Genomic DNA, 14,731 nt, shown 5'->3' with positions numbered 1-14,731 from the left:
CGGAGGCGAAGCCCAGAGGATAAAGCTCGCTTCCGAACTCCACAGGAAAGGAAAAATCTACGTCATGGATGAGCCGACGACGGGACTCCATCTGGCAGACACGGAGAAACTTATGCGGATGATCAACTCGCTCGTGGATAACACCAACACTGTCGTCGTCATAGAACACAATCTGGACGTCATAAAGCACGCAGACTGGATTATAGATATGGGGCCTGAAGGCGGGAAAAAAGGCGGCACAATCCTGTTTGAAGGCACACCAGAAGCGCTCATTAAATGCCAAAACAGCTATACTGGCGAGTACCTGAAAAAAACCCTCGGATAAGTCTTCGCAGCGGCAAAGATGAAATGAGACTGAAAAGACCGATGCCAGATCTACTTAAAGCCTCGGTTCCCAATCTGCCGCAGGTGGGACTAATGGCAGTCTTGACTGCGGATGGATACATAGAAAAGCGGGACCCGAAAAAACGCGAGATAAACAATGCGCTGAGAGGATTAATCTTCAAAAAATGCCCGGGGGATCGAAGAGAAGATGAAATGGGGCGTTTTGGGCTATGCGAATGGGGCGTGCTACATAGTGGCCTTGAAGGATCGCGTCAATATCGGATTCTCGCTGAAAGAAATTCCAAAGGAAAAGCAGAAACTCCTGGACTGCACGGGCAAAGAAACTGGGCATATTGAAATCAAGGACTTGGGCAGCATTGACGAACTGAAAATTTTCACTTTGTTGAAACTGGCGATGAAAAATGATTCTGCAGAAACGCACCACGTGCCCTGTTTTTTATGTAGCTCAGGCAGACGATCCGAAAGTCGAAGACTTTTGGAGCTTTTGGTCAGCAGACCAAAGGAACGAGAGCCTGACGTGGCTTGTCGGTAGTCACCCGAACAGTAACATTTAAATAATGTAGTCACCTATAAAATGGCATGCACGTTGAAATCAGAGAGAGTGGAGAGCATAGAAAATATTATCTGGCACATTCTTACCGGAAAAACGGCCGTGTCCTCAAGTTGAGGTTTTATCTAGGGCTTGATCTGAACGAAGCGGAGGTGGAGGTCAGGAAAAAAATTGGTGAAAAGGAGATTCTGGAACGCATCGCAAGGCTAAACGCTATCCAGGATCCGTACATAACTGCGCTTTCCCCGTCCGAACTTGAAGGGCTGAAAACCCTGGAAGCGAAGGGTGGACTGGGAATCTCGCATCTTTCCGAAGAAGAATGGGCCAGGTTCACGGAAGCTTTCACCTATGATACTAACGCGATAGAGGGCTCGACCGTTGAGGCTAAGGAAGTCGCGGACGTGCTGGAAAAAAGGAAATGGCCCAGAGACCGGTCCAAGGAAGAGATAGCCGAAACATATGGCGTGGCCGAAGCAATCAGATACGTGAGGAAGGCGAAGGAACACATCTCCCTCAAACTGATTCTCGAACTACACAGGATAGTGTTCAAGAACTCGAAAATGTTCGCCGGAGAATTTCGGAAAAAAGGAGTTGAAGTTGTGGTTGCAGATGCACGCGGAAACATCGTTCACCGGGGCGCGCCGTCTGCAGAAGTCAGAGGCATGCTCAACGAGCTCGTAAGATGGTATGCGAAGAATATGAAAAGATACTCTCCGCTCGTGCTTGCAGCAGTGGTGCACAACCAGTTCGAGAACATACATCCGTTCCAGGACGGCAACGGAAGGGTTGGAAGGCTCCTACTGAACAACATTCTCCTGAAGCACAACATGCCGCCGCTGAACATCGAGTTGAGGAACAGACGCGAATATTATGATGCGCTGCAAACATACGAAAAAGAGCACAATCTGCGCCCGACTATCGAACTAATGCTTAAGGAATACCGCAACCTGAAAAAGATGCTGAAGAAAGCATAGGTGACTACACTTGCTATTTTTGTAGTCACCCATTTCCGCGGAAATTTCCTAGGAAATGAGCTGTGTGTCTAAAAACCAGCGTGCCTCAGGCAGACGATCCGAAAGTCGAAGACTTTTGGAGCTTTTGGTCAGCAGACCAAAGGAACGAGAGCCTGGCGGTCCAATTGTTCGTCGTTACGAACAAGGGATCCATTGAACGTTCCGACCGACAAAACGACAATTCGTTTTGTGGTCCATAAAACGTGTCGACGTTTTATTGGACGTTCAATAGGACGGACTGATACACTTTCCTTTGGCTGATCTACCTAGGAAAGTTAGACGACCAACAAATTTCCCTAATGGAATTTTTTTAAAAATCCTTGCCTTTTTGTATTTTGATGGCAATTCCGGAATCATTTTTCAGGATAAGTACTCTGTCCATGATTTCCTGCCTTAGATTTCCAGGAAGGCGCCGTGATTGCCAATTGCGTTCTTTGGCAATCTTGATGGCATTGGCAGGGTCGACTGCTGCAACAGCTTTGAGGGCGTAGTAGGCAGCACCGAAAGCGTGCTGGGGAACATGTGCAGTCGCCACTGCCTGGCCTGCTGCACGCGCGGCGAAGCAAGCCGCGTTGTTTTCTTTCGCTTCGCGTGCAGCGGCATGGGCTGTGAGCGAAGCCTTGCGTATGTCGGCCATCCTAAACACGCCCGTGCGAATCCATATCCTACATACCTCTATGGCTTTGCGGGGCCGATTATCCTTCGGGTATGCGTTCTCAAAAAACGGAAGCACCCGCTCAGAACAGTTCGCAGCCCAGATTGCCAGCAATCTCTGGTCCTGTTTGCTGAATTTCTTCATCGCTTTTAGTACAATCATCCAAATTTTATAAACAGATCTAAAATTTACCTGACGCCAATTTAGCATCTCGGCAAGCCAGCACTGTAAAGGCGCTGCCTGGGCCCCCAGGATGCAAAAGGCAATAAAAGGCTTGGCCTGGAATAGGCAGCGGTGAGACCATGAAAACGATTGCGTTGCTCGTATTGCTTCTCGCGCCGCTCGCCTTCGCTGCCAGTGACTGCGAGCACAGCTGCTGCCAGACTTACAATGGAAATTGGGATGACGATTTCGATAACTGCCGCCATCCTCAAACCGGCTTCGATGACTGCGTAACGCAGTGCGAGGCGGATGTGATGGCTGGATGGCCCCAACCACCTGACACAACCGATGCAGAGCACTATTCGTGCAAGGTGGGATTTGTGATGCTCGCTATCCTGGGTGTGGCGGTTTTTGCCGAAATGAAGGGCAAACAGGCGTTTTGACGTGAACGGATATCGAGGCTGGGATATAAAATCTTTTCCCGCTTGGGGCAGCATCCCTAGTCTTACCAAACCAGGCAATTATAAGTGATGCGTCCCAGATTTGTGCATGGATATAGGAAAAACGCTTTATGTCAAGGACAGGGAGGCATGGCGCGCCTGGCTCTCCGCGCATTACAGGGGAGAGAGGGAAATCTGGCTGATATACTACAAAAAAGCTTCCGGGAAGCCGCGGATTCCGTACAACGACGCGGTGGAGGAGGCATTGTGCTTCGGGTGGATAGACAGCATCGTAAAAAGCATTGATGGGGAAAGATTCGCCCAGAGGTTTTCCCCGCGAAGGCCGGGAAGCCAGCTCTCCCAGATGAACAAGGAAAGGATACGTAAGCTGGTTGCAGAAAAGAGGATGAGGAAGGAGGGACTTGCTGCGGTGTCGCATGCATACCTTCCGGATTCGGACCACGGAGGTTTCATCGTGCCGGAAAATATCTTAAAGGCAATCAGGAAAAACCCGGATGCGTGGAAGCACTTCCAAAAACTCCCGGAAAGCTACAAGCGGATACGAATCGCTTACATACAGCACCGCAGGCGCCAGGGCGAGGAGGCGTTTCGCAGGAGTTTGACGAATTTCATAAAACTGACTGCGAAAAACAAAAGGTTCGGGTTCGTGAAAGAATGATGAGCAGTCCTGGAAATTGCGAAAGCCAATATTGCGATGATGCTGGTACGCGGCTGTTTTAAATATATAAGTTTATACTTATACGTATGGAGGCAAAAATCATCAGGGCCGTCGCTGACGAAACCCGCCTCAAATTGCTCGAAAAAATAAGCAAGCGGGAGATATGCGCATGCGAGCTTCCTAAGTTTGTGGGGACGAGCCAGCCTGCGGTCTCCCAGCATTTGAAGGTCCTTCTTGAGGCAAAATTGGTAAGAGTGAAGAGGGCGGGGGTGAAAAGATTATACTCTGTTTCAGAAAAAGGCATGCGGGTGCTCAGGGACATTTCAAGGTGGTAGGATGAAAATAAAGGTTCTTGGGAGCGGCTGTGCGAACTGCAAAAAACTCGAGGCGAACGTGAAAAAGGCGTGCGAACAGCTCGGGATAAGCGCGGATGTCGAAAAGGTCCAGGATTACGGGAAAATAGCCGCGTATGGCGTGATGTCCACACCGGCGCTGGTTGTTGATGACGAAGTCAGGGTTTACGGAAGGGTTCCTGAAGTTGAGGAGATAAAGAGGATTCTGGGGGCGGTTTGATGATTCAGGAATTCGCGGATTGGCTCACCTATTCAATATTCGGCTTGGCTAAGGAAACCCAAATTGGCGCAGCGGTAAATTTCTTCGTATACGATTCCATTAAGGTAACCCTTCTCTTGGCCATCATTGTTTTCTTTGTGGGCATAGCGCGCACCTTCATCACTCCTGAAAAGGTGAAGAAGTTGCTCGGAGGCAGACGCGAGGGGACGGGGAATGTGCTTGCCGCGCTTTTGGGGATTCCCACGCCGTTTTGCTCGTGCTCCGCGGTGCCTTTGTTCATAGGGTTCGTGGAGGCCGGGGTGCCCCTCGGGGTGACGTTCTCTTTCCTGATAGCTTCGCCTTTGATAAACGAGGTTGCAGCGACCATGCTGCTCGCGATGTTCGGCTGGGAAATTGCCGCGCTTTACGTGATAAGCGGATTGGTGATAGCGATAGCTGCTGGAGTGGCGATAGGGCGGCTCAAGCTCGAAAATGAAGTCGAGGATTTTGTTTACAAAATAAAGGCGAAAAAGACGGCTGAAAACAAAATGGAATGGAAACAGCGGGTTGAATTCGGGATTTCTGAATCAAAGAATATAACGCTCAAGGTACTGCCCTACGTGGCATTGGGCATCGCGATAGGCGGATTGATACACGGGTATGCGCCTGCGGATTTCCTCGCATCGATAGCAGGGAAAAACAATCCGCTTGCGGTTCCGATGGCAGTGCTGATTGGCATACCGCTTTATTCCAATGCGGCCGGGATGGTTCCCATAGTGGGGGTGCTTATCTCCAAAGGAATGGCCACCGGAACTGCGCTCGCGTTCATGATGAGCGTAATCGGGCTCTCGCTTCCGGAGATGATAATACTCAGGAAGGTGCTTAAGCCGAAGCTCCTCGCGGTATTCGCGCTGGTGCTGTTCGTTTCTTTCACCATAACCGGATACGTGTTCAACGCGGCCCTGGGCTGAAGGGCAACGAGAAAATTTCGTAAATTTTCTCGGCATCTGTAAATTGCGTTATGCGCACGCGATACAATTTACAGATACAATCAAGAAAACGGTTCAGCGGTCTTTATGGGGAAGACGGCTTGCGCAGCGCTTCGTATATTTCAGGAGCGAGCCAGAGCTGGTTGGTCTTTCCGAGCTTTTCCAGCCTTATGATTTTCTTTTCCACGAGGCGCAGCACGAGCCGGTGGGCGCGGAGCCGGGTCATTCCTTCCAGCCTGGAAATCTGGGACTGGGTCGTGTGCCCTTCGTTCTGCACAAGATACTCAATCGCGGCTTTCTCCTCGCGGCTCAGGAAATTCAGGAGCAGGTTGGCGTTGAACTTGGATTCCTGGCTCTTGATTTCCACGCTCTGGTGCATGAGGAAATAGACGCTTGCCCCGACCACTATCCCCAGCACCGAGACAAGAAGCATCATCTCGAAATGGTAGCGGAAAAGCAAATCCACTAATGGCGAGGGCGGCGAGCCGCTGGACGCAAGGATGTAGCTCATGAGCATTGCGAGTACAAGCAGGACAAACCCGGAAATAAGGGCGATGGAAAGAAGAAGCCTTTGGTTGAACTGGAGATTCCTTATCATAGTAGCGCCTCTCACAGACGGATTTTGTAGAATCTATTGGCCTGTTTCAGGAATATATATCTATTGTTTCGGCAGGGGAAAGCATTGTTTCATCCAAATGAACCATTGTTTCAGCAAGAAATATGTATTGTTTCAGGCAAATGAAATAATGCTCCTGCAAGCCGAAACGAAAATTTGCAGGAGAAGGTTGATTAAGATTTGAAAGATAAAGGTGATGGAATGGAAAAAACTATCAAAGTGAAGGGGATGCACTGCGCGAGCTGCGGAAAACTCGTGGAGATGGCGGCCAAAGAAGCCGGAGGCAGGATGCTGTCCGCGGACTACAATAAATCCGAAATAAGGGTTTCGGTAGCGGATGAGAAAGGCCTGGAGGCCGTGAAAAAAGCGATTGGCGCAGAAGGATACGCGGTATATTAGACTGAGTGGTTGGATGGCGGGCGAAATTGATTCTGGGGAGGACAGCAAAGGCAGCGGCGCAGGAGCCGAATCCACAGGCGGAGGGTTCAGCTTCGGAAAGGCGCTGGGGGATTTCGCAAAGCATGGAAAATTGAGCACAGAGCGCGACTTGGCGGTGAAATCCCTTGCCGCGCTGGCACTGCTGTTCGCATTAATCGGAATAGGTTACCTGGCAGCCTGGAAACACCAGCCGGGATTCGCGCAGGCCAAGCTTCCGCTCCTGGCCCTTGGCGCGATTGCAACCGTCGTGCTGGTGGCTTCAGGGGTTCAGTACAGCGCATACGGGAAGAGGGTGACGTGCATGACCGGCATGATGGAAGGCATGACGTTCGGCATGATGGCCGGATTCGTTCCGGGCGCCCTGCTCGGGGCTTCGAACGGAATGTTCTGGGGCAGCGTGACTGCCACCTCGGCCGGGCTGGCAGCCGGAGTGTGGGCAGGCAGGAGGTGCGGGATAATGGGCGTAATGGAAGGCATGATGGCTGGGCTCATGGCAGGGACTATGGGCGCGATGCTTTCGGTCATGCTCCTCGCAGAGCCGCTGGTGCCGTTCCTGGCATTCATAACCGCGATATGCGTTGCGATATTGCTCGGGCTCGCGCACATGCAGGTGGAGGAGCTCGGGTTGTCAGGATGGAATGCGCCTTCGCTGTTCTCGCTTACGAGCATTAATGTGGTCTTTTTCGCAGTCCTGGCATGGATGATGGTGTACGGACCGGCTTCAGGGCCGGTTTTCGCAGGGTGATGGGATGAAAAAACATGAGATAGCCGCGATTGCGGTGCTGCTGGCGTTTGCCGGATGGGTTGCTGGCAGCGCGGTTGCAGCGCAGAACGGGCTGAATCCAAGTCCGTATTTGCCTGGTTCGGAACCGAATTCATCCGGCTCGGTGCAGGCCCAGGGCGGAAGCGCGCAAACGTTCAATATAAAAGTGGTGAACGGCTACTACGAACCCAGGGAAATACGCGTAATGGAAGGCACCGCGGTAAGGCTGGCGCTTGACCCGCAGTCGTTCGTGGGATGCATGAGCGTCTTCAACATCTGGGGCCTGGGGCAGAAAATAACGGTTTCGCAGGGGAACAACGTGCTTGAGTTCGTTGCTGACAAGCCTGGAACTTACAAAACATCGTGCAACATGGGCATGGGGGCAGGCACATTCATCGTGGAGCCTAAAAATGGAAGCGCAACACCGGTGCAAAACGCAAGCCAGGCTCCTGCAGCCGGAGAAACCTGCGGGCTAGAAGGCAGCTGCGGTTGTGGTGGGGCCAGGAACTGATGCAGGTTGGAATATGAAAAAACAGGATATCGCGGTGAGCGGAATGGACTGCGCGAGCTGCGCCGCGCTCATAACCAGAAAGCTTGCCAGGACGCATGGGGTGCTCAACGCCAGCGTGAACTACGCTTCTGGCAGGGCGCGGATAGAATACGAAGAGGGCGTAGTGGGAGTGGACGCACTACTGGCCGGAATCAGGGAGCTAGGATACGGCGCTTCGACCGAGGTGGGCCACGACCAGGAGGAAAAGATGCGCAAGGCTGAACTCGGGGATTTGAGGCGCAGGCTCGTGCTCGGGATTTTGTTCACACTCCCTGCTGTTTACATAGGGATGTTCGCGATGGATGCCCCTTACAGGATGGAAATTCTTTTCCTGCTCGCGACCCCGGTGCAGTTTTGGGTGGGCAGGCAGTTTTACCAGGGGGCTATTTCCGCGGCAAGGAACATGAGCGCCTCCATGGACACGCTGGTAGCGCTTGGGACCAGCACTGCGTACGCATACAGCGTGTTCGCGCTCCTGGGTTTAGCAGCAGAGCAATATTTCGAAGTGGGCGCGAGCCTTATCACACTCGTGGTGCTGGGCAAATACCTGGAAGCGATTGCCCGGGGCAAAACTTCCGAAGCGATAAGGAAGCTCCTGGACCTTTCCCCGAAAATGGCGACGGTTGTAAGGGAAGGAAAGGAAGTCCGAATCCCTGCGTCCGAAATTGGGCGCGGAGAAGAGATGCTGGTAAGGCCAGGGGAGCGCATACCCGCTGACGGAAAGGTGATTGAAGGCGAAAGCTCGGTGGACGAATCCATGCTCACCGGGGAGAGCATGCCTGCGGAAAAAGAAGAGGGGAGCGCGGTTTTCGGCGGAACGCTCAACGCGCAGGGGGTCCTTCACGTGCGGGCGGAAAAAGTCGGGAGCGAAACCGCGCTTGCGCGGATAGTGCAGATGGTCGAGGACGCGCAGGGAAGCAGGGCCGAGATACAGAGGTTCGCGGACGGCGTGAGCGCAGTGTTCGTGCCGGTCGTGGTTGTGATTGCGCTCGCAACTTTCCTGGTCTGGAAATTCGCTATGGGCGCGGAAACGTCTTTCGCTCTGGTGCTCGCGGTGGACGTGCTGGTCATAGCGTGCCCGTGCGCGCTGGGCCTTGCCACCCCGACAGCGATAATGGTCGGGACAGGAATCGGGGCCGGGAAAGGGATACTGTTCAAGAACGCCCAGGCCCTGGAGAGGATGAGTTCGGTGAACGCGGTCGTGTTCGACAAGACAGGCACGCTCACGCTCGGCAAGCCGAGGGTCACGGACGTTCTGGCCGCGAAAGGCGTGGACGCAGGGGAGGTGCTCTGGCTGGCCGCGAGCGCCGAGCACGGGTCAGAACACCCGCTGGGCAGGGCGATAACAGATGAGGCCGAGATGAAGGGAGTGAAATTGGGCAGAACAAGCAGTTTCAAGGCGGTTGCAGGAAAGGGCGTGCACTGCAAAATCGGAACGCATACTGCATACGTTGGAAACATGAAGCTGATTCTGGAAGCCGGCGCCAAGCCGGATGCGGACCTGGTGAAAGAGGCGAAGCGGCTCGAGGCAGAAGCGAAAACAGTGATGTTCGTGGCGATGGACGCGCGCGTGCTGGGGGCGCTCGCGCTTTCTGATTCGCTGAAGGAAGGCTCGCCAAGGGCTGTGAAGGAGCTTCGCGGGCTCGGGTTGGAGGTGTGGATGCTCACCGGGGACAACGGGAAAACTGCTGACGCAATCGCTTCCAGGGCCGGAATCACGAACGTGATTGCCGGGGTGATGCCTGATGAGAAAGCCGCGAAAGTGAAGGAAATTGAGGGGAAAGGCTTCAGGGTAGCGATGGTCGGGGACGGGATAAACGACGCGCCTGCGCTCGCGAGCGCTGACCTGGGCCTGGCCATGGGCTCGGGGACCGACGTCGCGATAGAAACCGGGGATGTGGTGCTCATGCGCTCTGAACCCATGGACGTGGTGAGTGCGTTCAGGCTCGGAAGGGCGACGGTCGGGAAGATAAGGCAGAACTTCTTCTGGGCGCTCGTTTACAATGCAATCGGCATACCGATTGCGGCTGGCCTGCTTTATCCGAATTTCGGGATATTGCTATCTCCGGCGATTGCAGGAGGGGCGATGGCGCTTTCCAGCCTGTCAGTAGTGGCCAATGCGCTCACCCTGCACCTCTGGAAGCAGTAGCAGAAGCGCAAGGTTGGCAGTATGGGCCGGCCAGCATTCATTCCGTGGGTTTGCCGTCGTATTCCTCGGGCTGGGCCAATGCATCGGCTTTGGTGCGCTTAACCACCTTGTCCTGGTGCTCAGGGGGTGAATATATCGTGTAAAGCTTCAGCTTGGAAGTCTTGGAGGCGTTAATCACGTTGTGGTTCGCGCCGGCTGGCACGATCACTCCGGAGCCGTCGGACACTTTGTGCTGAACCCCGTCTATGAGGACGATGCCCTCGCCGGACTCGAACCTGAAGAACTGGTCCAAGTGCTCGTGCACTTCCATCCCGATTTCCTCGCCAGGGTTGAGGCTCATGAGCACGAGCTGGCTGTGTTTCCCGGTGTAAAGCACCTGCCTGAAATTATCGTTATCCTCGGTCTGCTTTTCAAGATTGGTTGCGTAACCTTTCTTTGCCATGCGTATCACCCAATGACATTCAAACCCAAGATTTTTACTCGTATCTGCGCTGAAGATGAGAATAATAAAAAATGCAAAAAAGAAGAGTTCAGCAGACCTGCTGCTCCGCGCAGTTGTTCCCGAGCAGGAGCTGCTTGCACTGGTCGCTCATAGAATCCGGGCCGACCACAGGGCACTGCACCACTTTCGTCCCGTTCGTGTAGAAGGTGGAGCCGCCGCCCATGAGGGAACTCACGGTGCGTATGTATTCCCCGCACACGTAAACCGCGGAAATGTTTTCATCTCCGCAGAATTCCCGGGCTTCAGGCTCAAGCGAGGAATTCGTGCAGTTTTCCTCCCACACCCTGATGCACTTAGCCTTGGCCGCGCACCACGTGTAACCAGCGCTGCCTATGCAGCCATGCTCGTCGCTGTCGTTTCCAACCAGCATCGCGGTGCAATTTTCCTCCCAGGGCCGCATGCATTTCTGGAGCGTGTCGCACCACGTGTAACCGGCTGAACCTATGCAGCCGTGCGAGTCGGTGTCGTTGCCATCCAGCACCAAGGTACAGTTCTGCTCCCAGGGCCTTATGCACTGCTGCATAGCGTCGCACCACGTATATCCAGCGGACGGGATGCAGCCGTGGGAATCGCGGTCCCCTCCTGGCGGGGTGTTGACGCAGCCCATGGAGAGCAGGCCGAAAGCAACCAGGAATCCAATCAGGTATTTCATAAATTCACCATTTAGAGGAAATAGGAGCAGGAATTTAAAGATTGCCCTGATGCTGGGTAAACTGGAAAAACGGAGGCAGGTTGAAATAAAAAATATAAAAAATGGGAAGGTTATGCTACCTTTCCGGTTATGGTGCCCGAGGTTACGTACGGGAAGTTCGCGTTGGTGTCCGTGTATGAGATGGTCACCTTCGCTGTATAACTTGAACCTGCCGTCTGGGCCCCGAAAGCAGCTGCAGATGTGCTGAGTATGCTCGAATCGGCTCCAGTAGTGAGCGAAACCGGCAGACCGCTCATAGTCGCAGTGGTGTTTCCGATTACGATTGAAACGTTGTCAATGCTCACGGGAACGCCGGCCTGGTTGCTCAGCTTGATTGTCATGGTTCCTGCTGGACTAAGCCCCCAACCCTTCACTGCTATCTGGGAGAACCCCACGGCCTTGTTGCCCACGAAGTTGTTCACGTCGAAGACGCCTAATGCAAACAGCACTGCGGCAATAATCACGACCAGTGCTATTGCCCATCCGTATGTCATCAGGAAGTCGAGTGCCGCCTGGCCTCTTTTGTTTTTAGTGTCGCCTTTCATATTCATTTAACCACCATTCCAGGCTACCCTGGAATACAACTAAGACGCTCGGCAATTATCTTTATATATTTTACTATGGTTTGCGCGGGAAGGATTCCAGCCCGCTTGTCGCAATAAGGAGGTTTTCGAGAAATGATTTGCGCGGGCGTGTTTTTCCGGAGCGGGCGGCACGAATAGTTTAAATAAGTTAACGCAAAAGTAGATTGGATCGGTAGGAACACGAAAGGAAAGGGCATGGAAGATGCAAAGCCCGAAAAGGTAAACAGGTTTCCGGGCCATGCTTGGAACGCGCAGCTCAAAAAGTCTTCCATGCGCAGGCGGAGTTTCAGGTGAGTCCATGTTTGCCAAGAAAAAGCAGGATACGAGGATTGTGCGGGTGTCCACCGGATTCCCGCGGCTTGACAGCATGCTCCAAGGCGGCCTTCCGCAGAAAACAATCACGCTCCTTTCCGGCGCCTGCGGAACCGGGAAAAGCACGTTCGCAATGCAATTTCTTTACCAGGGCGCCAGATACTCTGACGAACCGGGGGTTTACGTCACGCTGGAAGAAAGCCCCCAAAGCCTGGTAAACAACATGAGCCTTTTCGGCTGGGACCTTGACGAATTGATAGAGAAGAAAAAGATGATGGTGATAAAGCCCGAAATCTACAAGTTCGATTCGCTGAAGCAGATAATCGCGGATTCCATTGAAAAGATAGGTGCGAAGAGGCTGGTGGTGGATTCGTATTCCGTGCTCCTCACCTATTTCAGCGACCCCAACCAGATAAGGCACGGCCTGGTCCAGCTGGACAGGGAAATAAAAAAGATGGGCTGCACGGCGATAGTGATTTCAGACATAAAGGACAACGCGGAGATATTCTCGACCACCGGCATAGAGGAGTTCATAGTGGACGGAGTGATAGTGCTCTCGCTCATAAAAGACGAAAAGAGGCCGCATATGTCGAGGCGCGCCATATCCGTTAGGAAGATGCGGGCCACCAAGCATCCGCTTGGAATGTACGGCTTTGACATAGGCGACAGGGGCATATCCATAGGGGACGGGATGGGCAGAGGGGGCGGCCCAGGGCCGGTGCCTGGAAATGGAGCGGGGGAGCATGCTGCAAAAAAAGTGAAAGCCAAGAAAAATAAGATAAAGGCCCAGCCCAAAGACCAGAGCACGATGAATCTAAGCGCTTTCAGGTCCAAGGGCCACCATTCCTGGAAGTGGAAGCATTTGTAGTCAGGTTATAAAATGAAGAAGGCGCAGGCATCCCTGGAACAGCTTCTCGTGATAGCCATGGCTTTGACGGTGGTGGCTGTCACGTTTTACCTTGCTACAGCATATTCCGCGGACAGCCTGAAGATTTCACAGGCCGAGGATGCGGTGGGGCGGCTTTCCGGATCCGCGGATTACGTGTACGCACTCGGCCCGAACACCAAGGAATACGTGGAAGTTTACCTTCCCCAGGACATCACGCAGGTGAATATAAGCGGAAGGAGGATTGTGCTCACCATACAGACTTCTGGCGGCACTACGGACGTTTTTGCCAACGCGAAGGCCGATCTGGTAGGGGGGCTTCCCTCGGCCAGGGGCAGGCAGAAGGTGCTGGTCCAGTACCTGGAGACGGGAAAGGTGCTCATAGGGCAGGCCGGGCTCGCGTGCGACCCGCAGTTCCTGAGCAAGGCGTTCAATTCGAGCGGGAGCGAAAGCGAGGATATAGTGGTTTCGAACAACGCGGACTCCGAGGTTACCGGACTGACTTCCGTGCTCTCCGGTTCGGTGGCCGCTATTGCCTCCATAGGCTCGCTCCCTGAAACAATACCGAAAGGCGAGAGCGCCAACCTCCAGATTGATTTCAGCATCCCGCCGGAACAGGCTCCTGGAACATACACGGGCACGGTGGTCGTGGACAGCGAAAACGACGGTTCGTGCGTGGTGAACCTGAATGTGCACGTGAACAGGGAGACCAGCTGCACCGGATTGTGCCTCGCGAGGGGCTACGACAGCGGGACGTGCAGGGCCACTCCGACCATGTGCGTGGCCAACGGGGAGGACTACGTTTCGGCGAACGATTACACCTGCGGAGTCGGGGCCCCGAACTGCTGCTGCGGCCCGACCCAGGACGTTCTCGGCCCGGTTGTGAGCCTGATTAATGCCAGCCCGGAGAACGCGAGCACTATTGACAACGTGACGGTGACTGCACTGTGCAACGACACGGCAACCGGAGCAAGCTTCATCCAATCCGCGAGAGTGAAGATAGACGACGGGGCGTGGACGGACATGGACGCGGTGGATGGCACGTTCTCGCACTCAGTGCTGGAGCAGGTGGACAGGAACGTGGGCAAGCACACCAACGGGCAGCACGTGGCATGGGTGGACTGCACGGACGCCGCGGGGAACCGCGGCCCTACCGCGTACCTGTATTTCAACGTCACCATGGCAGATGTGATAGGGCCGATAATAACGTTCATGAACCATACTGAATACCCGACAACGCTCACCAACATAAGCATGAGCGGGTCGGCTACGGATTACTACACCGGGAACCGCAACATAAAGAAGTGCGTCGTGAAGGTGGACGACGGGGCGTGGATTGATGCTGAGCCCGCGGACGGGGCGTATGACTCCCCGACCGAGGATTATTATTACAACATAGGGGAGATGGCCGTGGGATACCATGATGTATACGCGCAGTGCGTCGACGTGCTGAACAACAGCGGAGGGATATACAACCAGAGCTTCGGCGTGGTTTCAGTTGACCTCATGCTTGTGCTTGACCGCTCAGGCTCCATGGCCTGGAACGTCACCAACGTGACGAGCAATGCGGTGGTGAGCACCACTAACACCGGCTTCACGCAGGTGAAGAGCCTCACGATCGGCGCGAAGAACGGGGATTTGGCCAACATATCGGTTGAAATTTCTGCGAGCGCGAGCGGGTGCACTGTCCTTTTCGAAGTGAGGGTGAGCGGGGATGTGATCGCGGCGGGAAACAGGACGAGCACTTCTTACGGATACGTGCACTTGAACAACGTCAACATCTCCGAATATCCGACCCCGTTCCAGCTCGCGCTTTACATGAAGCGGAGTTCGAGCGGCTCGTGCACAGTGTACA

19 protein-coding genes are annotated in these 14,731 nt (G+C 53.9%); 14 read left to right on the top strand and 5 right to left on the bottom strand.

Features of this window, described 5'->3' with window-relative positions; all coding sequences use genetic code 11:
- The 3 genes from WC488_01845 to WC488_01835 form a co-directional block, all read left to right on the top strand.
- On the top strand, positions 1-325 hold a 325-nt coding region (locus tag WC488_01845; GenBank protein ID MFA5077147.1), incomplete at its 5' end, for an excinuclease ABC subunit UvrA.
- Between the two features lie 207 nt (positions 326-532).
- Positions 533-877: a hypothetical protein gene (locus WC488_01840; GenBank protein ID MFA5077146.1), complete on the top strand. Its 345-nt coding sequence runs from the start codon at positions 533-535 to the stop codon at positions 875-877.
- Positions 878-924: 47 nt separating this feature from the next.
- Positions 925-1,869, top strand: coding sequence for a Fic family protein (locus WC488_01835; GenBank protein ID MFA5077145.1), 945 nt, complete (start codon positions 925-927; stop codon positions 1,867-1,869).
- 349 nt (positions 1,870-2,218) lie between these two features.
- Here WC488_01835 and WC488_01830 read toward each other — a convergent pair whose 3' ends face one another.
- On the bottom strand, positions 2,219-2,707 hold the full coding sequence (locus WC488_01830; protein ID MFA5077144.1) for a putative immunity protein: 489 nt from the start codon (positions 2,705-2,707) through the stop codon (positions 2,219-2,221).
- A gap of 158 nt (positions 2,708-2,865) precedes the next feature.
- On the opposite strand from WC488_01830, the gene WC488_01825 reads away from it, so the two are divergent.
- From WC488_01825 to WC488_01805, 5 genes are all read left to right on the top strand, one after another.
- Positions 2,866-3,168, top strand: coding sequence for a hypothetical protein (locus tag WC488_01825; GenBank protein MFA5077143.1), 303 nt, complete (start codon positions 2,866-2,868; stop codon positions 3,166-3,168).
- Positions 3,169-3,274: 106 nt separating this feature from the next.
- A complete protein-coding gene (locus tag WC488_01820; GenBank protein ID MFA5077142.1) occupies positions 3,275-3,844 on the top strand; it encodes a YdeI/OmpD-associated family protein in 570 nt (189 codons plus the stop codon).
- 86 nt (positions 3,845-3,930) lie between these two features.
- Positions 3,931-4,179, top strand: coding sequence for a metalloregulator ArsR/SmtB family transcription factor (locus tag WC488_01815; GenBank protein ID MFA5077141.1), 249 nt, complete (start codon positions 3,931-3,933; stop codon positions 4,177-4,179).
- A gap of 1 nt (position 4,180) precedes the next feature.
- The gene (locus WC488_01810; protein ID MFA5077140.1) at positions 4,181-4,417 is read left to right on the top strand and encodes a thioredoxin family protein; all 237 of its coding nucleotides are present in this window, start codon (positions 4,181-4,183) and stop codon (positions 4,415-4,417) included.
- Complete coding sequence (locus WC488_01805; protein MFA5077139.1) at positions 4,417-5,367, top strand: permease; 951 nt, start codon at positions 4,417-4,419, stop codon at positions 5,365-5,367. The genes WC488_01810 and WC488_01805 overlap by 1 nt, the downstream gene beginning before the upstream one ends.
- Before the next feature lie 103 nt (positions 5,368-5,470).
- Here the strand turns inward: WC488_01805 and WC488_01800 are convergent, their stop codons facing one another.
- Positions 5,471-5,983 (bottom strand): hypothetical protein, encoded by a 513-nt coding sequence (locus WC488_01800; GenBank protein ID MFA5077138.1) that lies wholly within the window; start codon positions 5,981-5,983, stop codon positions 5,471-5,473.
- Between the two features lie 219 nt (positions 5,984-6,202).
- Here WC488_01800 and WC488_01795 point away from each other — a divergent pair, with 219 nt between their 5' ends.
- From WC488_01795 to WC488_01780, 4 genes are read left to right on the top strand one after another with little or no spacing between them, the layout of a single operon-like run.
- Complete coding sequence (locus WC488_01795; GenBank protein MFA5077137.1) at positions 6,203-6,400, top strand: cation transporter; 198 nt, start codon at positions 6,203-6,205, stop codon at positions 6,398-6,400.
- A 13-nt stretch (positions 6,401-6,413) separates the two neighbouring features.
- Positions 6,414-7,184: a hypothetical protein gene (locus WC488_01790; GenBank protein MFA5077136.1), complete on the top strand. Its 771-nt coding sequence runs from the start codon at positions 6,414-6,416 to the stop codon at positions 7,182-7,184.
- Between the two features lie 4 nt (positions 7,185-7,188).
- Positions 7,189-7,713, top strand: coding sequence for a cupredoxin domain-containing protein (locus WC488_01785; GenBank protein MFA5077135.1), 525 nt, complete (start codon positions 7,189-7,191; stop codon positions 7,711-7,713).
- Positions 7,714-7,726: 13 nt separating this feature from the next.
- On the top strand, positions 7,727-9,901 hold the full coding sequence (locus tag WC488_01780) for a heavy metal translocating P-type ATPase (GenBank protein ID MFA5077134.1): 2,175 nt from the start codon (positions 7,727-7,729) through the stop codon (positions 9,899-9,901).
- 37 nt (positions 9,902-9,938) lie between these two features.
- Here WC488_01780 and WC488_01775 read toward each other — a convergent pair whose 3' ends face one another.
- The 3 genes from WC488_01775 to WC488_01765 all read right to left on the bottom strand — a co-directional run bounded on the left by WC488_01775 (position 9,939) and on the right by WC488_01765 (position 11,645).
- Positions 9,939-10,343 (bottom strand): cupin domain-containing protein, encoded by a 405-nt coding sequence (locus WC488_01775; protein MFA5077133.1) that lies wholly within the window; start codon positions 10,341-10,343, stop codon positions 9,939-9,941.
- An 88-nt stretch (positions 10,344-10,431) separates the two neighbouring features.
- Positions 10,432-10,926, bottom strand: coding sequence for a hypothetical protein (locus WC488_01770; protein MFA5077132.1), 495 nt, complete (start codon positions 10,924-10,926; stop codon positions 10,432-10,434).
- A gap of 239 nt (positions 10,927-11,165) precedes the next feature.
- The gene (locus tag WC488_01765; GenBank protein MFA5077131.1) at positions 11,166-11,645 is read right to left on the bottom strand and encodes a hypothetical protein; all 480 of its coding nucleotides are present in this window, start codon (positions 11,643-11,645) and stop codon (positions 11,166-11,168) included.
- 331 nt (positions 11,646-11,976) lie between these two features.
- Between WC488_01765 and WC488_01760 the strand changes: the two genes are divergently transcribed.
- Both WC488_01760 and WC488_01755 read left to right on the top strand, forming a co-directional pair.
- Complete coding sequence (locus tag WC488_01760; GenBank protein MFA5077130.1) at positions 11,977-12,858, top strand: ATPase domain-containing protein; 882 nt, start codon at positions 11,977-11,979, stop codon at positions 12,856-12,858.
- 12 nt (positions 12,859-12,870) lie between these two features.
- Positions 12,871-14,731: hypothetical protein (locus tag WC488_01755; GenBank protein MFA5077129.1), on the top strand; the 1,861-nt coding region annotated here is incomplete at its 3' end.

The sequence above is a fragment of the Candidatus Micrarchaeia archaeon genome (genome assembly GCA_041650355.1).
In the GTDB taxonomy this organism is placed as follows: Archaea; Micrarchaeota; Micrarchaeia; order Anstonellales; family Bilamarchaeaceae; genus JAHJBR01.
The sequence above is the reverse complement of the archived record's forward strand: the minus strand, read 5'-3'. Positions and strand labels throughout refer to the sequence as shown.